General features: G+C 63.2%; 27 protein-coding genes. 16 read left to right on the top strand and 11 right to left on the bottom strand.

What is annotated here, in order from left to right; translation table 11 throughout:
* Entirely contained in the window at positions 1–1,197 is a 1,197-nt protein-coding gene (locus tag FJ417_RS13895; RefSeq protein ID WP_140783847.1) for an amidase, read from the bottom strand.
* A gap of 539 nt (positions 1,198–1,736) precedes the next feature.
* Here FJ417_RS13895 and odc2 point away from each other — a divergent pair.
* Both odc2 and FJ417_RS13885 read left to right on the top strand, forming a co-directional pair.
* Positions 1,737–2,870 (top strand): ornithine/lysine decarboxylase, encoded by a 1,134-nt coding sequence (odc2, locus tag FJ417_RS13890; protein WP_095817118.1) that lies wholly within the window; start codon positions 1,737–1,739, stop codon positions 2,868–2,870.
* A 340-nt stretch (positions 2,871–3,210) separates the two neighbouring features.
* Positions 3,211–3,735: an N-acetyltransferase gene (locus FJ417_RS13885; RefSeq protein ID WP_246687456.1), complete on the top strand. Its 525-nt coding sequence runs from the start codon at positions 3,211–3,213 to the stop codon at positions 3,733–3,735.
* Positions 3,736–3,828: 93 nt separating this feature from the next.
* Here FJ417_RS13885 and FJ417_RS13880 read toward each other — a convergent pair whose 3' ends face one another.
* The 5 genes from FJ417_RS13880 to FJ417_RS13860 all read right to left on the bottom strand — a co-directional run bounded on the left by FJ417_RS13880 (position 3,829) and on the right by FJ417_RS13860 (position 7,045).
* Positions 3,829–4,113, bottom strand: coding sequence for an SCP2 sterol-binding domain-containing protein (locus tag FJ417_RS13880; protein WP_112096391.1), 285 nt, complete (start codon positions 4,111–4,113; stop codon positions 3,829–3,831).
* 192 nt (positions 4,114–4,305) lie between these two features.
* Positions 4,306–4,836, bottom strand: a complete 531-nt coding sequence (locus FJ417_RS13875; protein WP_140651555.1) for a hypothetical protein — start codon at positions 4,834–4,836, stop codon at positions 4,306–4,308.
* 31 nt (positions 4,837–4,867) lie between these two features.
* The gene (locus tag FJ417_RS13870; protein ID WP_140651557.1) at positions 4,868–5,287 is read right to left on the bottom strand and encodes a hypothetical protein; all 420 of its coding nucleotides are present in this window, start codon (positions 5,285–5,287) and stop codon (positions 4,868–4,870) included.
* Positions 5,288–5,295: 8 nt separating this feature from the next.
* Positions 5,296–5,865: a rod-binding protein gene (locus FJ417_RS13865; protein ID WP_246687453.1), complete on the bottom strand. Its 570-nt coding sequence runs from the start codon at positions 5,863–5,865 to the stop codon at positions 5,296–5,298.
* Between the two features lie 454 nt (positions 5,866–6,319).
* The gene (locus FJ417_RS13860; RefSeq protein ID WP_140783846.1) at positions 6,320–7,045 is read right to left on the bottom strand and encodes a DUF4145 domain-containing protein; all 726 of its coding nucleotides are present in this window, start codon (positions 7,043–7,045) and stop codon (positions 6,320–6,322) included.
* Between the two features lie 36 nt (positions 7,046–7,081).
* Here FJ417_RS13860 and FJ417_RS13855 point away from each other — a divergent pair, with 36 nt between their 5' ends.
* Positions 7,082–7,300, top strand: coding sequence for a hypothetical protein (locus FJ417_RS13855; RefSeq protein WP_140783845.1), 219 nt, complete (start codon positions 7,082–7,084; stop codon positions 7,298–7,300).
* 217 nt (positions 7,301–7,517) lie between these two features.
* Complete coding sequence (locus FJ417_RS13850; RefSeq protein WP_140783844.1) at positions 7,518–9,260, top strand: retron Ec67 family RNA-directed DNA polymerase/endonuclease; 1,743 nt, start codon at positions 7,518–7,520, stop codon at positions 9,258–9,260.
* Positions 9,261–9,527: 267 nt separating this feature from the next.
* On the opposite strand, the gene FJ417_RS13845 is transcribed toward FJ417_RS13850, so the two are convergent.
* Genes FJ417_RS13845 through flhA form a run of 3 tightly spaced genes read right to left on the bottom strand, consistent with a single transcriptional unit; the run spans position 9,528 to position 12,750 of the window.
* Positions 9,528–9,911 (bottom strand): hypothetical protein, encoded by a 384-nt coding sequence (locus FJ417_RS13845; RefSeq protein ID WP_140783843.1) that lies wholly within the window; start codon positions 9,909–9,911, stop codon positions 9,528–9,530.
* 2 nt (positions 9,912–9,913) lie between these two features.
* Entirely contained in the window at positions 9,914–10,666 is a 753-nt protein-coding gene (gene fliR, locus FJ417_RS13840) for a flagellar biosynthetic protein FliR (protein WP_140783842.1), read from the bottom strand.
* Complete coding sequence (flhA, locus tag FJ417_RS13835) at positions 10,663–12,750, bottom strand: flagellar biosynthesis protein FlhA (protein WP_140642193.1); 2,088 nt, start codon at positions 12,748–12,750, stop codon at positions 10,663–10,665. Before flhA ends, fliR begins: the two co-directional genes overlap by 4 nt.
* 121 nt (positions 12,751–12,871) lie before the next feature.
* Here flhA and FJ417_RS13830 point away from each other — a divergent pair, with 121 nt between their 5' ends.
* On the top strand, positions 12,872–13,171 hold the full coding sequence (locus tag FJ417_RS13830) for a putative quinol monooxygenase (RefSeq protein WP_140783841.1): 300 nt from the start codon (positions 12,872–12,874) through the stop codon (positions 13,169–13,171).
* 13 nt (positions 13,172–13,184) lie between these two features.
* Here FJ417_RS13830 and FJ417_RS13825 read toward each other — a convergent pair whose 3' ends face one another.
* The gene (locus FJ417_RS13825) at positions 13,185–13,658 is read right to left on the bottom strand and encodes a MarR family transcriptional regulator (RefSeq protein ID WP_140651566.1); all 474 of its coding nucleotides are present in this window, start codon (positions 13,656–13,658) and stop codon (positions 13,185–13,187) included.
* 62 nt (positions 13,659–13,720) lie between these two features.
* Between FJ417_RS13825 and FJ417_RS13820 the strand changes: the two genes are divergently transcribed.
* The 11 genes from FJ417_RS13820 (at position 13,721) to FJ417_RS13770 (ending at position 24,515) form a co-directional block, all read left to right on the top strand.
* Entirely contained in the window at positions 13,721–14,449 is a 729-nt protein-coding gene (locus FJ417_RS13820) for an NAD(P)-dependent oxidoreductase (protein ID WP_140783840.1), read from the top strand.
* A 17-nt stretch (positions 14,450–14,466) separates the two neighbouring features.
* Complete coding sequence (locus tag FJ417_RS13815) at positions 14,467–14,970, top strand: cupin domain-containing protein (RefSeq protein ID WP_140783839.1); 504 nt, start codon at positions 14,467–14,469, stop codon at positions 14,968–14,970.
* A gap of 158 nt (positions 14,971–15,128) precedes the next feature.
* Complete coding sequence (locus FJ417_RS13810) at positions 15,129–16,910, top strand: chloride channel protein (protein ID WP_140783838.1); 1,782 nt, start codon at positions 15,129–15,131, stop codon at positions 16,908–16,910.
* Positions 16,911–17,015: 105 nt separating this feature from the next.
* A complete protein-coding gene (locus FJ417_RS13805) occupies positions 17,016–17,813 on the top strand; it encodes a hypothetical protein (protein WP_140783837.1) in 798 nt (265 codons plus the stop codon).
* Positions 17,814–18,036: 223 nt separating this feature from the next.
* Positions 18,037–18,705 (top strand): XRE family transcriptional regulator, encoded by a 669-nt coding sequence (locus FJ417_RS13800; RefSeq protein WP_140783836.1) that lies wholly within the window; start codon positions 18,037–18,039, stop codon positions 18,703–18,705.
* 37 nt (positions 18,706–18,742) lie between these two features.
* Positions 18,743–19,816: a PotD/PotF family extracellular solute-binding protein gene (locus tag FJ417_RS13795; protein WP_140651575.1), complete on the top strand. Its 1,074-nt coding sequence runs from the start codon at positions 18,743–18,745 to the stop codon at positions 19,814–19,816.
* 19 nt (positions 19,817–19,835) lie between these two features.
* Positions 19,836–20,705, top strand: coding sequence for an ABC transporter permease (locus FJ417_RS13790; RefSeq protein WP_140783835.1), 870 nt, complete (start codon positions 19,836–19,838; stop codon positions 20,703–20,705).
* Positions 20,705–21,502 carry an ABC transporter permease gene (locus tag FJ417_RS13785; RefSeq protein WP_140783834.1) on the top strand — a complete coding sequence of 266 codons (798 nt, stop codon included), beginning with the start codon at positions 20,705–20,707 and terminating at the stop codon, positions 21,500–21,502. The genes FJ417_RS13790 and FJ417_RS13785 overlap by 1 nt, the downstream gene beginning before the upstream one ends.
* A complete protein-coding gene (locus tag FJ417_RS13780; RefSeq protein WP_140651578.1) occupies positions 21,499–22,611 on the top strand; it encodes an ABC transporter ATP-binding protein in 1,113 nt (370 codons plus the stop codon). Before FJ417_RS13785 ends, FJ417_RS13780 begins: the two co-directional genes overlap by 4 nt.
* Positions 22,612–22,693: 82 nt before the next feature.
* Complete coding sequence (locus FJ417_RS13775) at positions 22,694–24,079, top strand: FAD-binding oxidoreductase (protein WP_140783833.1); 1,386 nt, start codon at positions 22,694–22,696, stop codon at positions 24,077–24,079.
* Between the two features lie 67 nt (positions 24,080–24,146).
* Complete coding sequence (locus FJ417_RS13770) at positions 24,147–24,515, top strand: cupin domain-containing protein (protein WP_140706994.1); 369 nt, start codon at positions 24,147–24,149, stop codon at positions 24,513–24,515.
* 56 nt (positions 24,516–24,571) lie between these two features.
* Here FJ417_RS13770 and FJ417_RS13765 read toward each other — a convergent pair whose 3' ends face one another.
* On the bottom strand, positions 24,572–26,215 hold the full coding sequence (locus tag FJ417_RS13765; protein ID WP_140783832.1) for an MFS transporter: 1,644 nt from the start codon (positions 26,213–26,215) through the stop codon (positions 24,572–24,574).
* Positions 26,216–26,301 lie beyond the last annotated feature (86 nt).

Raw genomic sequence — 26,301 nt, 5'->3', positions numbered from 1 at the left:
TCAGACCTTTCGTGCCGCGTCGAGAATCTTGCGGCCGAGCCGTATCAGGGCAACGTCGCTGCCGGAAGGCCCGAGCAGCGACAGGCCGAAGGGTGCGCCGTCGACGGAGCCGATCGGCAAGGTGATCTGCGGAAAGCCCGAAAGACCGGAAAGGCACAAAAGATGCAGCGCCCTCTCGCGATAGGCCTGGAACTGTTCCGGCGTGCCCGCGGCGAGCGGCGCCGCGCCGGGAACGGTGGGCAGGACGAGGAAGCCGTTATTGCCGAGCAGCGCGCCGAACTCGGCCCGGAACGCCAGCCGGCGCGCGGCTTCGGCCGCGGCGGCCCTAACGTCGATGGTGCGGCCGAAGCCGAAACGCTCCTCGACGCCGGGGCTCAGGCGGCCGCCGGCCGAGATCCAGGGACCATGCTCGTGCCAGGCCTCGAAGGCCTGCAAGCGGCGAAAGCACCAGTAAAGCTCGTCGGGGAACGAGGCAAAGGCGTATTCGGTCTCCACGGGCTGGCCGATGACGCCGGCGGCCAGCGCCTTCATGCGCGCATATTCGGCGGCTTCCACCGGCCCCATGACGAAGGCATCCAGCCAGCGGATCGACAGCGGGCGGTTGAGTGGGTGCTGGTGCGGATCGCGGCCGAGCAAAAGCTTGCCGACCGTCTCATAGGTTTCGATGTCGTCGGCGAACCAGCCGAAGGTGTCGAAGCTCGACGCCAGCTTCATCGCGCCGTCGAGCGGGATGCGGCCATGGGTGGTGCGCAGCCCGATCAGGCCGCAGAAGCTCGCCGGCGCGCGGATCGAGCCGCCGGTGTCGGAGCCGGTGGCGATGTTCGCCAGGCCGCCGGCAACCGCGGCCGCCGAGCCGGAGGAGGAGCCGCCGGTGACGCGATCGGGCGCGGCGGGATTGACCGGGTAAGGGAAATGCGCGTTCTGGCCGAACAGCGAGAAGGCCAGCTCGTCGGTCTGGGTCTTGCCGACGAATCGCGCGCCGGCATCCAGGATCGTCTGCACCGCTTGCGCCGTGCGCGAGGCGGCATGCGCCTCCGCGAATCTCTGCGGGTTGCCGCAGCCGGTGCGGTAGCCGGCGACGTCATAGATGTCCTTGACGGCCAGGCGCAGGCCGGCGAGCGGACCCAATTCCGCATTCGCCACAGGCATTTGGCGCAGATCGAGGAAGGCGTTCAGCGGTCCTTGAGTTCCTGGCATCGTTCGATTTCCGGATACAGTGCGACACACATTGTTCGATGCCAGAAATTTTACAACCTGCGCTTACGATTTTTATTGATTGTGAAACCCTTCGCTCCTATATCGCGCTTGCCCAAAGTCGCACGTGCCTGTGGGTGTCCGCCGATCCTCGAATGGTGAGGGCAATCGGTAAGGTAACTGGAGCCAACCCCTCCAGTCGGTCAGTGGCCAACCACAAGACCGAGGACACCTTGAAGCAACGACGGTGCGGGCCTTTCTGGTTCTCTTCCGGTTGTCCAAAGACCGGGGTTACTAAAGAGGCACACCTTCATTGCCGGCAGTGCGGACGGGTTTCCCATCCAAGCCAAGGCAGACAAAGCGAACCGAGGCCGGGCAAGGCCAAGGTTCACCGCCGCGAGACGGCGTTTCATGGTTCCGGGGTCTCCACCGGCTGGTTCCATGGATTTCCGTCCCGCCTTTGTCCACCGCGTGTTCGCGAGGCCGACAGCCCGCGTCCCGCAGCCTTATTGCGCGCCGAAAGGCGTTATGGAGAGACCCCGATGGCCACCCAGCGCATCCTTGATTTCCTCGCCACCCGACGTCCGAACGGCCCCTGCCTCGTCGTCGACCTCGATGTCGTGCGCGACAATTTCCGCGCTTTCGAGAAGGCCTTGCCCGATTCCAAGATCTACTATGCGGTGAAAGCAAACCCGGCGCCGGAAATCCTGCGCCTGCTTGCTGCGATGGGCTCGTCCTTCGACACCGCATCGGTTGCCGAGGTCGAGATGGCGATGGATGCCGGCGCGCCTGCGGACCGCATTTCCTTCGGCAACACCATCAAGAAGGAGCGTGACATCGCACGCGCCTACCAGCTCGGCATCCGCCTGTTCGCCGTGGACTGCGTCGAGGAGGTCGAGAAGATCGCCCGCGTCGCCCCCGGCTCGCGCGTGTTCTGCCGCGTGCTGACCGACGGTGAAGGCGCCGAGTGGCCGTTGTCGCGCAAGTTCGGCTGCGTGCCGGCGATGGCCGTCGACGTGCTGCGCCATGCCAAGGGTCTCGGCCTCGACGCCTATGGCGTGTCGTTCCATGTCGGCTCGCAGCAGACCGACCTGACGGCCTGGGATCGCGCGCTGGGCGACGCCAAGAAGGTGTTCGCGACGCTCGCCGAGGAAGGCATCGTGCTCAAGATGGTCAACATGGGCGGCGGTTTCCCGACCCGTTACCTGAAGGACGTGCCGGTGGCCCAGGCCTATGGCCAGGCGATCTTCTCGGCGCTGCGCAAGCATTTCGGCAACGCGCTGCCCGAAACGATCATCGAGCCGGGCCGGGGCATGGTCGGCAATGCCGGCGTCATCAAGTCGGAAGTCGTGCTGATCTCGAAGAAGGCCGACAACGACAATGTGCGCTGGGTGTTCCTCGACATCGGCAAGTTCGGCGGTCTCGCCGAGACGATGGACGAGGCGATCCGCTATCCGCTGGTCACCCGCCATGATGGCTCGGAGACCGCGCCTTGCGTGCTCGCCGGCCCGACCTGCGATTCGGCCGACGTGATGTACGAGAAGACGCCTTATCCGCTGCCCTTGTCGCTGACCATCGGCGACGAGGTGCTGATCGAAGGCACCGGAGCCTACACGACCACCTACTCGGCGGTTGCCTTCAACGGCTTCGAGCCCCTCCGATCCTACGTGATCTGAGCGGCTCGCAAAGGCCGCTCAGATCATCCCAGGTGGGCGCCGTCGCCCACCCGGGCTCGCTTGTGGAACAGATCTCCGCTCGTGAAGGATCGCGGACATGGAATACCTGACCAAATCGGCCTTCGCGGCCACTGAAATTGCCCCCTCGTCCGGACCGTCGGCTGAGCTTTTCTCCGCCGGGGAAAATGGCTCGACGGCAGTGCTTCTTGGCGTATTTTCTTACGGCGAACCGGTTTCCACTTCGCCTGAACATGCGTTGGCACCCTCCCTGGCCCTCCGGGCACAGGCTGGCTCGCGCGGCACGCCGGACGAGGGGGCCGCCCAGGCGCCTGCCTTCGTCATCCTTGGCGAAGGCGCGGGCGACATCGCGGCGCGCGAAACGCTGCTCGACCGCGCCATGGGGCCGAAGCGCAGGAAGAAGTCATCCGAGAAGCTGCGGCGCGGCCGCCGACCCTCGGAAGGCCTGGCCTTTGTCGCCCGCGATCCCTCGGGCGCGGTCGTCGGCACGGTGCGGCTGTGGGATGTGAGGCTGGGCGAGGGCGGTCCGGCGGCGCTTCTGCTCGGCCCGCTCGCGGTCGAGCCGGGATTGAAGAGCGGCGGCATCGGCTCGGCGCTTATGCGGCATGCGACCGCCGAAGCCGCGCGGCTTGGCCACGGCGCGATCCTGCTCGTCGGCGACGCGCCCTATTACGGACGGTTCGGCTTCTCGGCCGACCGCACCGGAGCGCTTGCCATGCCCGGCCCCTATGAGCGGCACCGGCTTCTGGCGCGGGAGCTGAAGGAAGGCGCGCTGGACGGCGCCACGGGCACGATCAAGGCCGCCGGCCGCAAGATCAAGGAACAGGTGCCGGGCTTTGTCGCTTGAGTCTTTGTTTTCACGCAATTCCGGACGGAAAACCGCTATGCACTTTTCCTGGAAAACGCCGCCCATCGGGCGGCGTTTTGCTTTTTGCGAAGGTTAGCCGAGCAACTGGCTGAGCGCCATGGCGACGGTCATGTCGCCTTCGACCTTCAGCTTGCCGGCCATGAAGGCCATGGTCGGGTTGAGGTCGCCGGCAATCAGCGAATCCAGATCGTCGAGCGACAGCTTGATCGTGCAGTCGGCCGGCGCGTCGGTGGTCGAGACGGTCGCGCCGTCGATGACGATGACGCCGTCGCTGCCAGTGTCGAACTTGACGGAATGCTCGAAGCCGGCGCTTGCCACGCGCGACTTGATCTTGTCGGCAATCTCCTGAACGCCCATGGCGGTTCTCCTCGTTGGTTGCGTTGACGCGCACCGGCGCTTGGCCGCTGGGCGAGGTAGACGCGCCGCGCTCCAGCGCGACCACAGGCGCATATAGCTTCGAGTTGACGTTAACGTCAACGCGGTCACCTTGCGTCATATCGCGTAGGGGAACTGGGCCATGCCCATCGCCGCCGGACGGCGGCCAGGCGGTCAATGCTCCGGCGCTGCCTGGAAGGGCTTGGTCATCGCCGCCGCGGTTTCGCCGGCATTCCTGCGGCGGCGAAGCGCGTTGTCGCGGATATCGTCCTTGGAGAGGAAATTGACCTGGTCGATCAACACCTCGTGCACCAGCTCGACGCCGACCCGGCTGTTGATGGTGTCTCGGATCGACTTGCGGAAGACGTCGAGATCGATCGATTCCTTCTTGGTGAAATCGATCTGCGGGTTGGAATAGAGATAGGAATAGACTTGGTCGGTCATCAGCGCCTGCGCCGGGACCGACAGCTTCTTTATCTGTTCCGGCTCCACCGTGTAGACCAGCTTGGTGAGGAAATAGCCGTCGATCGTGCCGTCGCGCAGCAACGGCACCGAGATCATGTCGGTCTTGACGTAGTCGAGGCCACCCAGCATCGGCTTCGGCGGTTCGGCCGCGCCGCGCTGGCCGGCCGCCTGGAAGGAATAGAAGACCGCGCCGAGCGTCACGGCGCAGATCCACAGCGCGGCGGCGATGAACTTTATCACCGGGTCTGTCCTTGCGCCTTGATCATCTTTGTCAGGCTCGCGCCATTCCGAACTCGCCGGCCGAATAGGTGCCGTCGGCATCGGCGCGCTGGATGGCGTTCCTCAGAAGCGTGGCGACCTCGTTGACCGCGTTGAGATGGGCGAGGATCGCCGCCTCGTTCCTGGCCAGCTTCTGGCGCAGCCGCAGCAGGCCTTCGCGATGCTGCTCGAGGAATTCGATCTCGTTGGCGCCCTTCAAGGCGCGGTTCAGCTCGTAGAGGTATCGGCTCTTGCGCGCGTTCGAGGCCTTGAGGTCATAGGCCGTTCCGCTGCGGATGCCGGCGGTCTCCTCGTCCACGACTTCCTCGATGCGGCCGATGATGGCGGCGAGGTTGCCGGGTCGTGCGGCGGCGGGCGCCTCCATTGCGTTGGTGCGTGCGGGAAGGTTGGAAAGGTCCGTTTGGTCGGCCATGTAGGTCCCTAGATCTTGATGTCCGTTTTTATGGTTGTGTCGTCGCCGGTCATCGACCGTGCGGCTTTGCGCTCAAGCTGCTCGATCATCGAGGTCGAAAGCCGGGTCTGCTGGTCGATCTCGGTTTTCTGCTGCCCCCCGGCAACAGGACCAACCGGCACCTTGTGCTTGCCGTCGAGATAATGGTCGGCGAGCATCGATTTGGCGATGCCGATGCCGCCATGCGCGGCCATGACATCGGCCACCTTTTCGGCCAGCTGCGACTTCCACATGTCGCCGGCCAGGCCCTTGCCGTAAACGCCCTCGGTGTCCTTGGGCATCATGTTCTGGATGAAGGTCGTCAGCACCATCGCCTCGAAGCGCTGGAACTTCTTCGCCGGATTGGCGGCTTCCGCCTTGTCGGCCGCCGCGCGCGAGAGCATGGAGCCGGCATCGACCGTCGCGGATGGATCGAGAGCGAACGGTGCCGAGGCGCCATTCGCTCGTCTGGCAAGCGTCGCGCGCGCGGCCTCGACATCGGCCGGTTCCGCTGCGCGGGCAACGTCCATGACGATGTCGCTGGGTGGGGAAATGGCCAAGAAAGTCCGCCCTTTGCCGGTTTTGTCATCCGCACAATGACTGAACAAGCTTGTGGCAGGCTTGCGGGAAAAGGGAGGCGGAATGCGGATGTATGGATCGGTTGTCTGCTTCGAGCCACGAGTGGCGCTCCCCAAGCGGATGTTCTGATGTCACCTTTGGAGCAGGAAGCGGAATGGCAGCTTGTGGTATAATGATGTCAGGCGCGGCCGTTCCGCTATCGTCCCAGAACCTGAAGCCAAAAATTCCTTGAGCATGTTCGTCAGTGTGAAATCGTATTTCACACCGACGGGCACATTCGACATATGTGATCTACCGCCGACGAGAGAGCACGCCTTTGACACGGGTGGGGTCGCAGGTTCAATCCCTGCCTCGCCCACCATCCAACCCTTCAAAATGTTGGATAAACTAGCGCCGACGAAATCCTCTGAAAAGCGGCACTGGCGCGTAGTACTCTCACACCCTGCCTTTGGCATTGACTATTCGCTGTTTCATCGATGCGAGTTTCGATTTCCGCTGGTCGAAAAGCTCACCGATAGCCTCTTGAAGAAGCTCAAAGCAGTCCAGCACCGTGTCGCGCGAAGCCTTCCCTTCGTGGCTTCCGATATTGCCGACAAATCGCAGTGCGTCGAACATGGTGGCATGGTCAGGCTCGGAATTCTTGAATGATGCGATGCGTGTGGCGAGGTCACGGGCAGCGGGAACACGCTGATGGTCCAGAATCTTCTCTACTATAATGCGAAGCCTGTTCGCGCAGGCGCCAAGGTCAATCCAGAACAACGCAAACGCCGTCTCGAACTCCTTTTTGAGCAGCTTCGGTGTGTCTTTTGGCACTGCGGCGAGCGGAGGAGCCGGATACATACCTTGCGGGGCTAAGCGGTAGAAATAGCGGTCTTCTACGAACTCGCGATTGTCTCGTTCTACAAGTTGCGAGTCGCCTTGAACCGAAACGATGGCGCCGCACTTGGCTATTCCGCATTGGAGGAAAAGGTTGAACTGGTGAACCGCGTCCGGTGGATCTATCCACTGGGTTTCCAGCTGCTCTTCAACATCCCTTGAAATCTTTTGACGAAACGAATCCGGCACACAATGCAATGTGCCTCGGTTGCACAGTGGACAAGGGTAAGGGGGGATTTCGTCTTTCGAAAACGTCTCCCCCCACAACTCACGTGTTGATGCCATATTGCCCTCCCAATTCAGACGGAGACTAAGGCTTGCTTGGCAATTCGCAACATCGGCCTAGTCCAGAATCTTGGCCGGATGAACTCGACGCTCCCAGGTGCTCCACTGGCGCTCGCGCGGGATAGCGTCAGACTGACCGACAAGATCGAAGATGACGACGACGACGTGAAGGACGTGAAGACGTTCATCCGCGCCCTGGAGTTTGTGGAATACATGATGACCGGCGTGCGGCCGAAGACCGACACGCTGCGGTGATGCACAGGCCGTAATCCCCCGGTTTTACTTACTGGCGACTTGAAGAATCACGCGCACTCGTGCCTACAGGGCGCGGCTTGCGGATAGATTTTTCTGTGGGGGATCTTCACAGGTGAAAGCAAGACGGCCTCAGTGCTACCTGCAGAGTGCCGACAGCAACATGATGATATGGGCGATACTACGCTGAATCGCTTAGGAGTATCCGCAAGCCACCCCCATGACAGTCGTATCCCTTAAACTGGAGCTGTATCGGAAAGCGGAGGACATCACCGACCTTGCAAAGATTCTTGGTCTGAAGCCAGCCCACATCTCCTATGCGCTTTACCATTTGCCACTGGCCGACAGATACGAAGAGTTCACGATCCCTAAAAAGACAGGTGGTGTCCGGACGATCAAAGCACCTCATAAAACGCTGAAAGCGATCCAAAAGCGGCTCGCGAAGGACTTGCTCGAAATCGAACAGGTTCTGGAAAAGTCGCGGGTAAAGAAGACAAATTGCATTCTCGCGCACGGCTTTAAGAAGAAGCTCTCCGTCATGACAAATGGGGAGAACCATCGTAAACAACGCTACGTGTTCAACGTGGACTTGAAGGACTTTTTTCCCACCATCAATTTTGGTCGGGTGCGCGGTTTCTTTCTGAAGCATAAGGACTTCGAGCTGAAGCCCGCTGTCGCAACTGTGCTTGCGCAGATTGCCTGCCATGACAACGAGTTACCCCAAGGAAGTCCATGCTCGCCAGTCATCTCTAACCTCATAGCTAGCGTTATGGATATCCGGCTCAACGAATTGGCGCATCGGCATAATTGCACTTACACCCGGTACGCAGACGACATCACATTCTCGACCAGCGAGAAGATTTTTGCGTCAGCAATTGGACGGCGGAATGTAAGCAGCATCAATCTGTGGGAAGCTGGAACCAGCCTCGCTAAGGTAATAAAAAATGCTGGGTTCAAAATCAATCCAGCCAAGACCCGTATGCAACTGGATTACTCTCGGCAGGAAGTGACCGGCGTCGTCGTCAATCAGAAGGTGAACGTTCCGGCGAACTACTATGCAGAAGCCGCTGCCATGTGCCATCACCTTTTCATGGATGGGGAGTGCTTCGTTAAAGTCGCAGGTGTCAAGCAGCCGCTGCCGCGCCGGAAACTGCGCGGGCGGCTCGCCTATATTTATCAGGTCCGCGGTAGAGGCCCGCTCATCAAAGCGGTGCCTGAGGATCAAGAGGAAAAGCCGAAAGGTGGGAAGCTCTGGGCGAGTTCTAAACTCTTCGAGAGGTTCGTGGACTACGTCGACCTCTATGGCATCGAACGGCCGGTCGTCCTCTGCGAGGGAGTGACGGACAACATCTACATCAAATCTGCCATCCAAGCACTTGCACCCACGCTCACGAACCCAGCCGGCGAACTGAAAATCAAGTTGTTTAAGTATACGAAAACATCGGCGGCACTGCAGCAATTGAGCGGCGGGGCCGGTGAGCTGGGAAAGCTGGCTAATACGTACCCAAGCCGCATCAAGAAGTTCAAAAGTGGTGGGCAACACCCACTAATTATAATCGGTGATTCCGATGATGGGTCGAAAAAGCTCTTCGCTGCTGTCGAATCCAAGACCGGGAAAAAGGTGGATGGTTCGCAGACCTGGTACCATATGGGGGCAAATCTCTACGTGGTGCCAATCCCTAAGATTGGGAATAAAGATACCGATATCGAGCGGCTTTTCGACGTTGCGCTTTTAAAAACGATCTACGACGGCAAGACGTTCGATAAGACCAATGCGGAGAAAGACGGCACCAAATTTTACGGGAAGAAGGTGTTCGCGACGAAGGTAGTCGCTGCGAACAAGGCAACTGTGGATTTTGGTGGTTTCAAGCCGTTGCTCGCGACTATCGCGGAAGTCATCGATCACCATAAAACCACGATCGTCTCGCCTACGGTCGCAGCGGTGGCGGCTGGCGGACCTTAGTCGACTGAGAATAAGGGCGCTGCATGGTTTCCGCCGTTTATGCGTGGGTGTTGGACTTCGAGTCCAGGAAATGTCCACGTCCACTGACATATTGGCTGCATCGCAACGCCGTGGTCTCAATGTGAAAGTCCCATTTCACACTCTTGGACAGTTCGACGGAGTTTTGACGTCTGCTTTTGGGAACCTGCATAACAGTCCGCAATGACTGACATGAGGTGCAAAGCGGTCGTGGTGTCGTCCGTGAGTCACCTTCGGGTTATTACTGAGCTACTCCTCGGCCCGCTTCTGCGTGATGAGATCGAGGCGCTCGCGGTCCGAGCGCTCGCGCTCGTCGCGGCGGCGCACGTCCTTGTAGGCACGCTCGACCATATTGGTGCGCGCCGTCGCGGTGGCGATCAACGCGGCTTCCTGGCGGGCGTCTTCCAGGTTCTTTTTCTGGCGCTCGAGCGCGCCGGTGATGCGGCGATGATAGATTTCCGGAAAGAGAGCGCCCAGCGAGGCGCCGGTGTCGAAACGCTCGATCAGGTCCCTGGCCTCAGCTTCCGCCTTGACGGCGGCGGCGAGGAAGCCGGCATGGCGGGTTTCGTGCAGGACTTTCAACTGCTCCTGCACCTTGACCAGTTTCTTCAGGCGGTCCTTTCGCGTGGTCATGGCTATCTCGCCAGCGTGAGGTCGACGAAGCCGTCGACGAACAGCGACAGCAAGGTGCCGACGGCGAAATAGAAGATGATCATGCCGCCGGCGATGACGAAGGGCAGCGAGATGAAATAGACCGGGATCTGCGGCGTCAGCTTGTTGACGAAGCCGATCGTCAGATTGACCAGGATGGCATAGGCGACGAAAGGGCTGCCGAGCCGAATGACCAGGAAGAAGGCGTCCGACACGGTATCGGTGACGTCGACCAGCGCCGCCTGCGGGTTGAAGAACACGTTGACCGGAGCGACCTGATAGGAGGCGACGAGCGCCTTGACGATCTCGTGGTCGAAGTCGAAGACGAAGAGCAGGAGCAGCGCCGAGAACGAGATGATGGCGGCGAGCGCCGCCTGCGGTTCCGGCTCCTCGATCGCCGGTCCGCCCGAGCCGCCATAGCCGATCAGCATGGCGATGGCCGAACCCATGAAGCGCAGTGCCTCCATGTAGAGCCTGGTCATGGCGCCGATCAGCCCGCCGACCAGCAACTCGGAGACGATCATGGGCGCCAGGACCTGCGGGCGCGGATCGACGAACGGGTAGATGCGGTCCCACAGGAAAGCGAGCAGGCCGCCAGTGGCGGCGATCGACACGAAGAGCCGGATCTGGACCGGCACGCGGGCGCTGGACAAGCCAGGCATCAGCATGAAGCAGGCGCCGATACGGCAGAAGGCGAGGAAGGCGGCGATGACGACGCCTTGCGAGAGCGCGTTCACGAGATGGTCCCGAGCACCTTGATCTCGACGCCCTTGGCGATCTCGACATGGCTGAGAACGGGAAGCGTCGTGAACAGCCGCTCGATGATCATGCGCACATAGGGACGCGCGTCGGGCGCGGTGACGAGCACGAAGCGCTCGCCGGCCTCGAGATGCTTGCGGATCGCCTTGGTGGCGTCCTGGCCGAATTCCTCGAGCTGACGCGGATCGATGTCGAACTCGCGCACCTCGCCCTTGGCGTCGCGCTTGAGGCTCTGATGGAAGGCGAGATCCCAGCGATTGCCGAGGCGCAGCACCTTGAGCGTGCCGCCTTCGGAGAGGTCGCCGCAGATCTGCTGCGCCATGCGGATGCGCACGTGCTCGACGATCTGCTCGGTGCGGCGCACATGCGGCGCGATCTCGGCGATCGCCTCGATGATCAGATGCAGGTTGCGGATCGAGACGCGCTCGGCGAGCAGCAGCTTCAGCACCGCCTGCAGGCCGGGATAGGAGATATGCGAGGTGCAAATCTCGTCGGCGAGCTTGCGGTATTCCGGATCGAGCCGCTCCAGCAACGCCTTCATGTCCTTGTAGGACAGAAGCTGCGGCAGGTTGTTGCGGATGACTTCCGAAAGATGGGTGAGCAGCACCGACATGTTGTCGGCGAAGGTGAAGTTCTCGCGCTTCAGGTCCTCGGCGAAGGTTTCAAGCACGGAATAGGCGCGCATGCCGAAGGCCGGCTCGCGGATTTCCTCGCCGGGGATCTCCGGCACGCCGCGCGTGCCGAGCAGCACCATGATCTCGCCGACGCGCATCTGGTATTCGGCGACCACAGTGCCGTGCACCTTGATCTGATAGCTCTTCGGCGGGATGGCGAAGTCGTCGGCGACGCGCACCTCCGGCACCACGAAGCCATATTGCTGGGCGAATTTCTTGCGCATCTTCGACATGCGGAACACCAGTTCCTGATGCGCCACCATCAGCCTGGTCGAAAGCTGCTTGCCGATCAGAAGCTCGATCTCGGCGGTGACCAGCGAGGCCTTGACCGAGTTCTTCTCCTCCTCGACCTTGTTCGCCTTCTCCTGCGTCTTCAGGGCTTCGGCGGCGGCGCGCTCGCGCCCCTGGCGCAGCGGGATGATGTAGCCGAGGCCGGCCATGCCGCCGGCAAGCGCGAAGAAGGGGAACAGCGGAAGGCCGGGCATGAGGCCGAGGATGACCAGCAGCGAGGCCGCGACGTAGAGCGCGCGCGGATGCGCGCCGAGCTGACCGAACACCGCCTGGTTGGTTGAGCCGCGCGTGCCGCCCTTGGAGACGAGCATACCGGCGGCGAGCGAGACGATGAGCGCCGGGATCTGGGTGACGAGGCCGTCGCCGACCGACAGCTTGATGAAAACGTCGGCCGCCTGGCCAAGACCCATGCCGTGGCGCAGATAGCCGATAGCGATGCCGCCGACGATATTGATGGCAGTGATGATCAGGCCGGCGATGGCGTCGCCGCGCACGAATTTCGAGGCACCGTCCATCGAGCCGAAGAAGGAGGATTCCTCCTCCAGCTCGCGGCGGCGCAGCTGCGCCGTCTTCTCGTCGATCATGCCGGCGGAAAGGTCGGCGTCGATCGACATCTGCTTGCCGGGGATGGCGTCGAGAGTGAAACGCGCGCCGACTTCGGCGATACGGGTGGCGCCCTTGGTGATGACGATGAAGTTCACCACGATCAGGATCATGAAGACGATGAGGCCGATGACGAAGTCGCTCGACATCACCAGCTTGGAGAAGCCCGAGATGACGTAGCCGGCGGCATGAGTGCCCTCGTTGCCGTGCGACAGGATCATGCGGGTGGTGGCGATGTTGAGCGACAGGCGCAGCATGGTGGCGATCAGCAGCACGGTCGGGAAGGACGAGAAGTCGAGCGGCCGCTGGATCCACAGCGCCACCATCAGGATCAGCACCGAAAGCGCGATCGAGAAAGCAAGGCCGATATCGATGAGGAAGGCCGGGATCGGCAGGAACAGCACCGCCAGGATGAAGACGATGCCCAGCGCGAAGAAGATGTCGCGGCCGTTCTTGACCGCCAGGCCGGACGGGAGTGTTTCGCTGATCGCCATATCGTCCTCAAATCCAGGGCCGCCACGCACAGGGCAGGCCCTTGACCGTAACTCTCCAAGCTTGCGCGAAGGTGGGAGAGTGGCTACGGGACCTGGCCACGGTCTTGGGAAAGGATGGCAGATGCTCCTGATCACCGGCACGATCCGGCTGCCAGCCGACAGGCTCGACCAGGCAAAGCCAGCCATGCAACGCATGATCCTGGCGAGCCGTGCCGAACCGGGCTGCCTCGGCTATTCCTACGCGCAGGACGTGCTGGATGCCGGGCTCATCCATGTCTCGGAGGCCTGGAGCGACCGCGCAGCGCTCGAAGCGCATTTCAAATCGGCGCATATCGCCGAATGGCGCGCGAGCTGGGCCGAGCTCGGCATCGGCGACCGCAAGCTCACGCTTTACGAAACGAATGGCGGCGCGCCGACCTGATCATCGGAGGCATTTACGGCTGTGCCGCATCCGCAGTCGCGACGGCGACCAGCCAGCGCCGCACGGCGCGTTCCTCCTCGGCGGAGAGGCCGGCGGTGAGCTCGCCTTCCAATTTGTAAACCCGCTCACGGCATTTCTTCAGCAAGGCGCGGCCGCTGTCCGAAAGGTCGAGATGCTGGATACGGCCGTGGACGGCATGGGGTCTGCGGAGGAGGGAACCGGCCTTTTCCAGATTGCCGACAATCACGCTCACCGTCTGCGGCGTCAGCACCGCGAGCCGGGCCAGATCGGCATTGGACAGGCCGGGATAGGCCGAGATCATGGTGAGGGCCGCGAACTGCGCCTGTGTCACGCCGAATTCATCCAGCGCCCGCTCCACCTTCAGGCGGTAGGCGCCAGCCGCCTGGCGCAGCAGATAGCCCAGATAGCCTTGCTCGCCGCGCTTGCCCTCACCGGCAGACGGAATGGATGGGTTCCCCTTGCGCATGATGTCAGGGCTCTTATATGTTGTTCGTACTCTGATATTATAGCAGCAAGGAGCGAAATACGATGGGCCATCGCATTTTTCTTGCGGGCGCCTCGGGCGCGATCGGCCGCCGGCTGGTGCCGCAGCTGGTGGCGGCCGGGCATGGGGTGACGGCGACCACGCGTCAAGCGGCAAAAGCAGAAGATATTCGAGCGCTCGGCGCCGATCCGGTGGTGGTTGATGTGTTCGATGCGAGCGGGTTGCGCGCGGCTGTCTTGGCGGCAAAGCCGGAGATCGTCATCCACCAGCTCACGGACCTTCCGGCCGGGCTCGATCCATCGAAGATGGCCGAGGCAATCGCTCGGAACGCCCGCATCCGCGATGAAGGAACCCGCAACCTCGTCGAAGCGGCGAAGGCTGCCGGTGCGAAGCGGCTGATCGCGCAAAGCATCGCCTGGGCCTACGCGCCGGGACCCGAGCCACACGACGAAACCGATCCTTTGGACAGTGGCGCGGAGGGCGGCCGGGCCGTCAGCGTCGGCGGCGTCATTGCGCTGGAGAAGCACGTGCTCGGCGCCTCGCCGATCGCCGGCATCGTGCTGCGCTACGGTCATCTCTACGGGCCAGGCACCGGCGCGGCAGCCGCCTCGGACCCGGCGGTGCATGTCGATGCCGCCGCCAACGCGGCTCTGCTTGCCGTCGAGCGGGGAACGCAGGGCGCCTTCAATGTCGCGGAGCCGAACGGTCATATCACGACCGACAAGGCTGTCGCCGAGCTCGGCTGGCGCGCCGGCTTTCGCCTGGCCGAGTAAGCGAGGGAGTTGCCGTCATGATCGAAGATGTTTCTTCACGCGGCCTGATCGGCGTCGCAGCCATCGCTGCGGGGTTGCTTGGCATGGCCGTAGTCCAGAGCAACAGGGCATCCACCGTCGCTGACGGAATGGGCGCGCATGTCCACATGATGGGGGCTGATGCCGGGGAGGGGGCGACGGCGCGTCCGACCACCACGGTGAAGCCGCTCTCCTGCGAAAAGCTGCCGAATGTGCCTGGGCATTGGATCACCACGGCGCTGGTCGAGTTTCCGCCCAATGCCTATACGCCGCGACATCGCCATCCCGGTTCCGTCACGGCCTTCGTCATCAAGGGAGCGCTGCGTTCGCAGATGGAAGGCGGACCGGCTGTTACTTACAGTCAAGGCCAGACCTGGTTCGAAGCGCCAGGCGCGATCCATTCTTTCGCCGAGAACGCCAGCGCCACCGAGCCGGCGGAACTGCTGGCGATCTTCGTCGCGGAGGACGACTGCGGCCCGCTGACCATTCCGTTAACTGACTAAATCTATCGCCTTTATCGCGGCGGCAAGCGTTCTTAACGCTAATTCGCACAACGCCAAAATGGCGCCACAAGCGGTCGGCATTGCGGTTGCCACGCAAGGCCGCCGCGCGTATCAGGCACGGCAGTTGTTTATCTTTCGCATACCGGCGAGCCGTTCCGTTGCCTGCCAGAAACGACCCACAAGTCTATGCCCGCCGGCTTCGCGCGGTGCTGATCAGTTCGATCCCCGTGCTCGAGGCGCGCGGCATTGCGATCGTGCTGATGGCCGGCATGGTCGGCGCTATCGCGGGCGCGCTGGTCACCGGCATGAGCGCGCTGGTGCAAGGCATGCATTGGCTGCTGTTCGACGTGCAACCGGGCGGCCGTCTTTCGGCGATGTTCTCGCTCGCCGACCCGGTGCAGGCGATGTTCCCGGCGATCGGCGGCCTGCTGCTCGGCCTTTCCGTCATCTGGCTGAGAAAGCGCAAGTTCCGCACTCCGGTCGACCCGATCGAGGCCAATGCGCTCTATGGCGGGCGCATGTCGCTCACCGACACTTTCATCATCGTGGCGCAAACGATGATCTCCAGCGGCTTCGGCGCCTCGGTGGGATTGGAAGCCGGCTATACGCAGATCGGCTCCGGCATAGCTTCCCGACTTGCGCGCGCGTTCCGGCTGCGCCGCAACGACGTCCGCATTCTGGTCGGCTGCGGCGCGGCCGGCGCGATTGCCGCCGCCTTCGACGCGCCGCTGACCGGGGCCTTCTACGGTTTCGAGCTGGTCATCGGCATCTATTCCGTCGTCAATGTGGCGCCGGTTATGACGGCGGCGATCGCCGCCTCGCTGACGGCGGAAATGTTCGGCGGCGTGCCGTTCCCGCTGGAGCTGTCAGGTTTGCCGAATTTGACCGCCAGCGAGTATGTGCCGTTCCTGCTGCTCGGACTGCTCGGCGGGGCAGCCTCGATCGCCATCATGCATCTGGTGAGCATCGTCGAGCGTCTCTTCGTGCGGCTGTCGATCGACGCGTCGGTCCGGCCGTTCATCGGCGGCATCTTCGTCGGCCTGCTCGGGCTGGTCACGCCGCAGGTGCTCTCCAGCGGCCATGGCGCGCTGCATCGCGAGTTCGCCATGAATTATGCGCTGCCGGTGGTGGCGAGCGTCTTCGTGATGAAGCTGGCGGCCTCCGCCATCTCGCTCGGCTCGGGCTTCCGCGGCGGCCTGTTCTTCGCTTCGCTGTTCCTGGGAGCGCTGCTCGGCAAGGTCTTCGCCGGCGTCATGGCGCTGACCGCGCCATCCGCCGGCATCGACCCGGCGGTCGCCGCCGTCGTCGGCATGACCTCGCTTGCGGTCGGCGTCGTCGGCGGCCCGCTGACCATGACGTTCCTGGCGTTGGAATCGACGCGCGACCTGACCCTCACCGGCGTGGTGCTGGCCGCCTCGATCATGTCGGCGATCCTGGTGCGCGAGACCTTCGGCTACTCCTTCTCGACCTGGCGTTTCCATCTGCGCGGCGAGACGATCCGCAGCGCCCATGACGTCGGCTGGATGCGCAGCCTCACCGTCGGCTCGATGATGCGCAAGGACGTCCGCACCATTCCCGCCTCGACCACGCTCTCCGAATTCCGCAAGGAGATCCCGCTCGGCTCCGGCCAGCGCGTCATCGCCGTCGAACATGCCGACCAGTATGTCGGCATGCTGCTCGTGCCGGAACTGCACAGCGATCCCTCCGATGGCGAGACGCCGGTGAGCGCGCTCGCCCAGTTCAAGGATGCGGTGCTGGTGCCGTCGATGAACGTCCAGACCGCCGCCGAGACCTTCCAGCGCACCGGGGCCGAAGAACTGGCGGTGGTCGAGGACTTCGACGAGCGCATCGTGCTTGGCCTGCTCACCGAGAGCCATCTGATGCGCCGCTACGCCGAAGAGCTCGACAAGGCGCGCCGCGACCTGGCCGGCGAGGGCTAGCGCTGAACTTGTTTTGTAGCGACTGGTATTCTCTATCGTGTCACTTGTTTAGCGGTATTCGAGGGATTTATATTTCGGGGGATATGCTTGCGCTAGGAGGGGGATTTGGCCGGCGACTATGATGACTTTATCGAGGAATACGACGACCTTGCTCGACTGGCGAGTCGGGCCAGATACCAAGATTTCGCTTCAGCGTTGCGCCGTTGGTTGAGCGCCCTGAACAACGCACCAGAACCACTACTTTCTCGGCTTCAATGGCTTCAAGCCCTGTTTCCGATGGAGCGTGTCAACCGGGAAGTGTTGATTGAGCCGAGTGGTATGGTGGGTTCAGGTAGGATGTCGTGGCCTGACGACACAGAAAGCCGATTATCAGCGCAACTGAATCTATTTCGAAACATGTCACTGGAAGCAGATGCAGGGTGGCGATTTGCGCATGACTATTTTTACGCCAGTTCGAATAACATAAATGCCGTACTCCATGAGATGACGGAACATCTCTTCGATCCGCTTGTGGACGATCTGCGTCGGTACATGCGCCGTAACAGAGATAAGTCAGTGGAAGAATCTGGCCAAATCGCCCCCGCTTCGGATCGAGTAGTGCCGATCAATCACAATGCCCCTGAGTATACGTCTCTTTTTACGGGGTTGGAGGGTTTAGAGGAGCAGCTTAGAGGGAGCAATGATATTGATCTCGATGTCCGTGACCGTTCTATTGCTGAAGTGATATCCGTAAAGGCTCTGCTTGAGCCAGAAACAATACGTGTTAATATTATAAACAACTTTATAGTTGGTGTTTTTGTTTATCTTCTATCTGTGTTAGGGGACAATGTTATTGGACAAATTATTCAAAATACCATCATTCCAAGTTTGAAAATACTATTCCCAGCCGTATTTGGATCTTAGTTGGGCGAGTCGATTGCTGGATGGCTATCTGACCTAATTTGAAGATACCAAGTACATCCAGAGTCCTCCAGGGCATATGCGATTGCAGGGCGCGGAATCGTTTCGCATAGGGCAGGCGCAGCGCTCATCCGTACATTTGTCGGCAAGCCGACGCAGGCGGATTCTTGCTGCTTGCCATTTGTACAGTGACACTGTACAAAGTGTGCAGTGGAGAACAAACGAGATGCCCAAGGCTACCGATAAGGGCCAGGCTTCAACCGGGGACAGGAACGGTTCGGTCGCAACGGCCGCGCAAGAGGTGCTCGGCATGCGGCTCAAGAGCCTGCGCCTTGCCCGCCGCCTTTCGTTGCGCGACCTGGCCGAGGCGACCGGCACCAGCGCCAGCTTCATCAGCCAGCTCGAGCGCGGCCTGACCGGCGCCAGCACGGCATCGCTCAACCAGATGGCTTCGGCGCTCGGCGTCAGCGTCGCGCTGCTGTTTGCCGAAAGCACGGCTCAAAATCACCACGGCGTGCTGCGGCGCAGCGAGCGGCCCAGCCTGCCGCCCAGCGACGGGTGCCGCAAGATGCTCTTGTCGCGGCCCCCGCTGAGCGACATGGAAGTCTATGTCGGGGAGTTCGAGATCGGCGGCTCGACCGGCTCCGACCAATACACGCATGGCGATGCGCATGAGATGTTGATCGTCCTGCGCGGCGTCGTCGAGGTGTCGCTCGGCGAGGCGAGCCATGTCCTCGAGGAGGGCGACAGCGTCGAATACACCACCTCCACCCCGCATCGCACGGAGAACATCGGCAGCGGCCGGGCCGAAGTGATGTGGATCATCGCGCCGCCGACCTCGGCGCGCGCCGAGCTCGACCAATACACGACCTGGAAACCGCCCGCCGCCAGGTAGCTGATCAAACGCGGGCATGAATGGGAGAGTTATCGTTATGTTGAAATCGAGATATGGCATCGGCGCCGTTCTGGCGCTCGGCGTTCTGACCGGCGCCGCCTTTGCGCAGGACAAGCCCGTGGCGGGCGAGGTCAAGGAGGGGTCGCTGAAAGGCAAGACCCTGACGCTCGTCTCCTATGGCGGCATCTACCAGGACGGACAGGCGGCGGCGCTGAAGGAGTTCGTCGACAAGTCCGGCGTCAAGCTGCTCAATGACGGTCCGACCGAGATCGCCAAGCTGCAGGCGCAGGTCGAATCCGGCAATGTCACCTGGGACGTCGTCGATACCGACGACCTGCCGCCTTACGTCTATTGCGGCAAGCTGTTCCAGAAGCTCGACCTGACCAAGCTCGACGTCTCGAAAATCCCGGAAGGCCAGGTCGGCGAATGCTCGGTGCCGGCGATGAACTACGGCGTCGTGCTGATGTACAACAAGGAGAAGTACAAGGATAATCCGCCCAAGAGCTGGGCCGACTTCTTCGACACGGAAAAGTTCCCGGGCGTGCGCGGGATCGACGGCTCCGGCAGCCCAACGGGCGGGCTGCTGGAACAGGCCTTCAAGGTCGCCGGCGGCGACCCGAAGGCGATGACGGTGGCCGATATCGACAAGGCCATCGACGTGGTCCGCAAGCTCGGTCCCGACACCATCTTCTGGAAGACGGGCGCTGAATCGCAGCAATTGGCGGAGTCCGGCGAAGCCGACATGCTGATGATGTGGACCGGCCGCGCCATGACCGCTGTCAAGAACGGCGCCAAATATGCGCCCGCATGGCAGGACTGGCTGGTGGTGATGGACCAGATGACGATCCCGGTCGGCGTCAAGGACACGGATGCCGCTTACGCGCTGCTCAACGCCTATCTCGGCAAGCGGTCGCAGGAGATCCTGGCGGAGAAGACGTCCTACACGCCGATCAACAGCGACGCGCAGCCCAAGGTCGACGCCTCCGTCGCCGCCTTCCTGACCAACACGCCTGAGCGCCAGAAGCAGGGCTACAAGCAGAACTTCAAGTTCTGGGTCCCGAACTTCGCGGTGGCGCAGGAGAAGTGGTCGGCGTTGATGGCCGGCAACTGACCGGCTGAAGGAGAGGTCCGTGAGCGCGCTCGAACCGACGACGCCTTCCGCCCCGCAACGGGCGGGCTGGGCATGGCGGCCGTTCGCGCTCACGCTGCCGGCGCTGGTGCTGCTGGCCGCAGTGATCGGCTATCCGCTGATCACGATCGTGCTGCGCAGCCTGTCGGAGCCGCAATGGGGCCTGCAGAACTATGCCTGGTTTTTCGGCGCACCCGTCAATCTGACGGTGCTCCAGCGCACCTTTACGATCTCGGCCTGGGTGACTGTGGTCTGCGTGCTCTGCGCTTACCCTTACGCCTATCTGATGACCGCCGTCGGGCCACGCGCGCGGCTTGTCCTTGTGCTCTGCGTCTTGATCCCGTTCTGGGTGAGCGGCGTGGTGCGCACGCTTTCCTGGGTGATCCTGCTGCAGGATTCCGGCGTCATCAACTCGCTGCTGAGATCGGCCGGTTTCGACGGCATCCGCCTGATCCGCACCCAGACGGGCGTGGTGATCGGCATGGCGCAGGTGCTCCTGCCGTTCATGATCCTGCCGCTCTATTCGGTGATGAAGGGGATCGATCTCAGGCTGGTGCAGGCGGCGCGGAATCTCGGAGCGCGACCGTCGCGCGCGTTCTTCACCGTCTACCTGCCGCTGTCGCTGCCAGGCGTCTATGCCGGCGCGATCATCGTCTTCATCCTGGCGCTGGGCTTCTACATCACGCCGGCGCTGCTCGGCGGACCGCGCTCGACCATGCTGTCGACGCTGGTGCAGACGCAGGTGCTCAGCCTGCTGCAATGGGGACGCGGTGGCGCCATGGGCGTGGTGCTGCTGGTCGCGACCTTCGTGCTGCTCGCGCTTGCGGCGCCGGTGATGCGGTCGAGGCATCGGGAAGCGGGGCGACGCTGATGGAGATGAAGCCGCTCACGCGCGTCATCCTCGGGCTTGTCTGCCTGCTGGTGGCGATATGGCTGGTGGCGCCGACGCTGGTCGTGGTGCCGATGTCGTTCAACGAGAACAAGTCGCTTGCCTTTCCGCCGCAGGGCTTTTCCTGGCAGTGGTACTTGAATTTCGCCACCAACCCGGATTGGTCTTCCAGCTTCCTCAACTCGCTCAAGGTCGCCTCGCTGGTGGCGGTGCTGGCGGCGGTGCTCGGCACGCTCGCCGCCTTCGGCCTCGACCGCATGAAAGCGCGACCGGCCAATCTCTTGCGCATGCTGATGCTGACGCCGATGGTCGTGCCGGGCGTGGTTCTGGCCATCGGCATCTATGCCGTCTATCTCGATGCGCAGCTCGTGGGCACGCTGACCGGCTTCGTGCTTGCGCATACGATCCTGGCGCTGCCCTTCGTGCTGATCGCGGTTTCGGCCAATCTCGAAGTGTTCGACAGGCGGCTGGAGACGGCAGCGGCGAGCCTCGGCGCCGGCGCGCTGACCACGTTCCGCACGGTGACGCTGCCGCTGATCCTGCCCGGCATCGTGTCGGGGTTGCTGTTCGCCTTCGCCACGTCCTTCGACGAGATCGTGGTGTCGCTCTTCATCACCAACCCCTATCTCAAGACGTTGCCGGTGCAGATATTTTCCTCAATCACGCGCGATGCCGACCCGACGGTCGCGGCCGTCGGCACCATTCTGTTGTTCGCCACCACGATCCTGATCGGCGGCGGCATGCTCCTCCTTGGCCGCGAACGGAAGGGACGCCTATGAACCCGAGAGCGGAAAATCGCGGCGCCGCGATCGACCTCGACATGGTCAGCAAGGCCTACGGGTCCTTCAAGGCGCTGGACGGTGTCTCGCTCAGGATCGAGCCAGGCGAGTTCATGACGCTGCTGGGGCCGAGCGGCTCGGGCAAGACGACGACGCTCAACGTCGTCGCCGGCTTCACCGACGTGACCAGCGGCAAGCTTCTGGTCGGGGGAAAGAGCGTCGTCGGCGTGCCGGCGCACAAGCGCAATATCGGCGTCGTCTTCCAGCACTACGCGCTGTTCCCACATATGACGGTCGGCCGCAACGTTGCCTATCCGCTGACATTGCGCGGCATCAAGCAGGACGAGCGCAAGAAGCGGGTCGCGAGAGCGCTCGACATGGTCAAGATGGGCGACTTCGCGCATCGCTATCCGAGCGAATTGTCCGGCGGCCAGCAGCAGCGCGTCGCGCTTGCACGCGCCATCGTCTTCGATCCGCCGCTGCTCCTGATGGACGAGCCGCTCGGCGCGCTCGACAAGAAGCTGCGCGAATGGCTGCAGCTCGAGATCAAGCGCATTCATCGCGAGCTCGGCACCACCTTCGTCTATGTCACGCACGACCAGGAAGAGGCCCTGGTGCTGTCGGACCGCATCGCCGTCTTCAATCGCGGGCGCATCGAGCAGGTCGGCACCGGCCGCCAGCTCTATGACGAACCGGCGACGCTCTTCGTCGGCCGCTTCATCGGCGATTCCACCGTGTTGCGCGGCGAGGCGAAAAGCGACGGCACCGGGACGGCTCTGACCGTCGCCGGCGAGATGGTCACCGCGCCCCGTCGGCTGGCCGGCGAAGCCAATCCGGTCATGCTGCTGCGGCCGGAGAAGCTTGCCATCCGCCGATCGGGCCAGGATGCCGCCGGCACGAACCGGTTGTCGGGGACGATCGCCGAGGCGATCTATCTCGGCTCGGGGTCGAAATATGAAGTGAAGCTCGCAGACGGCTCGACCGCGATCGTGCGCTCGCCGCTCGCCGGCGAGAGTTTTGGCCTGGGCGAGAAGGTCGAGCTTTGCTTCGACGGCGCCGATGCGAAACTCCTGCCCGACGACAGCACGGCCGACACAACGCTCACCTGATCCATCTCTTTGTTTCAAACGCAATCCCGGATGGAAAACCGTTTCACACTTTTCCTGGAATTGCTCTAGCGGAAGCCATCCCATGCAAGTCAAGCGCAACGGCGACATCTCGTTCTGGTATGCGGATCTGGGTCATACCCCGGCGCCGAGACCGCCTTTGCCCGGCGACATCGAGGCCGATGTCGCGATCGTCGGCGCCGGCTATACCGGGCTTTGGACAGCCTACTATCTGAAGAAGGCGAAGCCATCGCTGCGCGTCGTGCTCGTCGAGCGGGAGTTTGCCGGCTTCGGCGCCTCGGGGCGCAATGGCGGCTGGCTGTCGGGCGGCTTCGGCTGGTCGCGCGAGAAATATCTGAAGACGTCGACACGGCAAGGCGTCACCGCCATGCAGAAGGCGATGGCCGGCTGTGTCGATGAGGTGATCCGGGTGGCGACGGAAGAAGGCATCGATGCCGACATCCGTCGCGTCGACAATCTGACGGTTGCCACCAATCCGGCGCAGCTGGAGCGGGTGCGCGAGGAATTCGAGACGATCCGCTCCTGGGATGCCGACCCCGAACGCATCGAACTGCTAGACCAGGCTGCGACCCGCGCGCGCATCAACATCCACAATGTACTCGGCGGCTTCGTCATCCACGGCCAGGCGCGCGTGCAGCCGGCCAAGCTGGTGCGCGGGCTGGCGGCGGCGGTCGAGCGTCTCGGTGTTTCGATCTACGAAAAGACGACGGTGACGGCGATCGCCAAGGGCGTTGTGACAACGAACCGGGGTGCGGTGCGGGCCGAAACCGTCATCCGCGCTACGGAAGGGTTCACGGCCTGCATTCCTGGAGAGGAGCGGACCTGGCTGGCGCTCAACAGCGCGCAGATCGTCACCGAGCCACTGTCGGAAGAGCTCTGGCGCAAGATCGGCTGGGAGGGGCACGAGTTGCTCGGCAATGCCGCGCATGCCTATTGCTATGCCCAGCGCACGCGCGAGGGTCGCATCACCATGGGCGGGCGCGGCGTGCCCTACCGCTACGGGTCGCGCACCGACGTCAACGGGCAGACGCAGCAGGCGACGATCGACCAGTTGCACACGATCCTGACCACGCTGCTGCCGCAGACCGCCGGATGCCGCATCGATCATGCCTGGTGCGGCGTGCTCGGCGTGCCGCGCGACTGGTGCACGACGGTCGGCCTCGATCCCGCGACGCGCATCGGCTGGGCCGGCGGCTATGTCGGGCTCGGCGTGTCCAGCTCCAACTTGTCGGGGCGCACGCTGAGCGATCTCGTGCTCGGCGAGAGCACCGAACTGACGCGGCTGCCCTGGGTCAACCGCAAGGTGCGGCCATGGGAGCCGGAGCCGTTCCGTTGGCTGGGCGTCCATTCGATGTACAAGCTCTACCGCATCGCCGATAACCGCGAGGCCGCCGGGCTTTCGCATACCTCGAAGCTGGCCGCCCTGGCCGACAGCCTGACTGGCCACTAGGGCGGTTCGGCGTCCGCCCAATCGTTCGTTTTCGCGCAGTTCCAGACCGCTGGAATTGCCCTGATCCATGGAGACCAGCTTGATCGATCTTTCGACTTTCCACGACCTCGCCAAGGCCGACATCGGCGCTTTTTCACCGAAGCCGACCTCTTTCGAAGGGGATCAGCTGGAGGCCGCGCGGTCGTTCTTCCAATCGCCGGACGGAACCATCGATATCGGCATCTGGGAATGCACGCCCGGACGGTTCACCGCCGACCGCACGAACTCGTCGGAGATCTGCCACATCATCTGCGGCCGCGCCGAGGTGAGCCGCGCCGATGGCGAGATGCGCGAGCTGGGGCCGGGCGACCTTCTCGTCCTGCCGCAGGGATGGAAAGGCGAGTGGCGCATCCACGAGACCACCCGCAAGCTCTACATGATCCAGAGCGCCGATTGATCCCTGACCCTTCGGCGCACGTCGTTTGCCGGAAGCGTGCTTCGAACGACGTGCCGTCAGTGATCGATCGGGCCTTTCGGCGAGACGAGCGTCGTTCCCGCGGTGGTCGGGCGCTCGATCATGCGGCGCACGCGCGGCGGGTTCTCGCCGCTGTGCAGCGCGCGGATGCGTTCGCCGACCACGGCGTCGGCATGGGTGGCGCGCCGGTTGTGGCGGATATACTCGACCCAGGTCGGCGTGTGGTAGTGCTCGATCCAGATGCCGGGATTCTCGAGGTCGCGGGCCAAGGTCCAGTTGCGGGCGCCGTCGCGGCGGCGGATACGGCCGCGCTCGGCCATGGTCGCGAGGAATTCCGGCACGTCGTCTTCGCGAATGACGTACTCGATCATGATGGCGATGGGGCCGCTGCGCGGCTTGAGATCGAGCGCCAGCATCGGCTCCTTGAAACGGTTGAGCGGATCGAGGTTGAGCACCGTCTGCCGCGGTAGCGGCAGGGCGAAGCCAATGGCGCTGCCGGCGAGCATGGCGACCGCCGCCGCGATCAGCGCGGTCTCGGCGCCATGCGCGTCGGCGACGACGCCCCAGATCCAGCTGCCCAGCGCGATGCCGCCAAAGGTCGCCGTCTGGTAGATCGACAGCACGCGGCCGACCACCCAACGCGGCGTCGACATCTGCACCGTGACGTTGAAATGCGAGAGAGCGATCACCCAGCAGGCGCCGCCGATGAGCAGGCCCGCCGACGTCTGCCAGCCATTGTGGCTGACGGCGGCGTTGAGGGCGCATAGGGCGAAACCGCAAAAGGCCATGCGCACCATCACCTCGCTCGACAGCAGCTGCCTGAGCCGCACGCTGATCAGCGCGCCGCCGACCGCGCCGATGCCGAAGGCGCCGAGCATGATGCCGTAGGTCAGCGCGTCGCCCTTGACGACGTCGCGCGCCACCAGGGGAAGAAGCGCCAGCACCGCGCCGGCGCTGAAGCCGAAGGCCAGACCGCGGACCAGCACCTTGGCGATGTTGGGCGACATGGCGACATAGCGCAGGCCGGCGCCCATCGCCGCGCCCAGCGACTCGCGCGGCAGGGTTTGCTCGGGCAGCGCCGGCTTCCAGCGGGCGAGCACGACGATCAGGCCGATATAGCTGACGGCGTTGGCGGCGAAGGCGGCCGCCGCACCCGCTGCGGCGACGATCACGCCGCCGATGGCCGGGCCGACGCTACGGGTGATGTTGAAGCCCAGCGAGTTGAGCGCGACGGCCGCCGGCACCTTGGCGCGCGGCACCATATCGCCGACCGAGGCCTGCCATGACGGGCTGTTCAGCGCCGTGCCGCTGTCGATGAGGAAGGTGAAGGCAAGCAGCGTCCATGGCGTCATCCAGCCTTGCCAGGTGAACAAGGTCAGCAGCGCCGAGACGACCAGCATGAAGGTCTGCGCCACCAGCATCACCTTGCGGCGGTTGAAGCTGTCGGCGATGGCGCCGGCAACGAGCGCGAACAGCATGATCGGCAAGGTGGTCGAGGCCTGGACCAGCGCCACCTGGTAGGGCGAGGTGGCGATCGTGGTCATCATCCAGGCGGGGCCGACGCCCTGGATCAGGCCGCCGAAATTCGACACCAGGCTGGCCGACCAGATGGCGCGGAAGATACCATGCCGGAACGGCGCCAGCGCGGAGACGCGTTCGCTTTCCGGCTCGTCGTCGATCATGATGGCGCCTTCGTCCGCTGTAGAGGCTCACCGCACCCGGAAGGGCAGGCGACTCGCCAAAGAGTGCGGCCCAACAACAGGAAGGC

The organism is Mesorhizobium sp. B3-1-7, from assembly GCF_006439385.1.
Classification (GTDB): domain Bacteria; phylum Pseudomonadota; class Alphaproteobacteria; order Rhizobiales; family Rhizobiaceae; genus Mesorhizobium.
The sequence above is the reverse complement of the archived record's forward strand: the minus strand, read 5'-3'. Positions and strand labels throughout refer to the sequence as shown.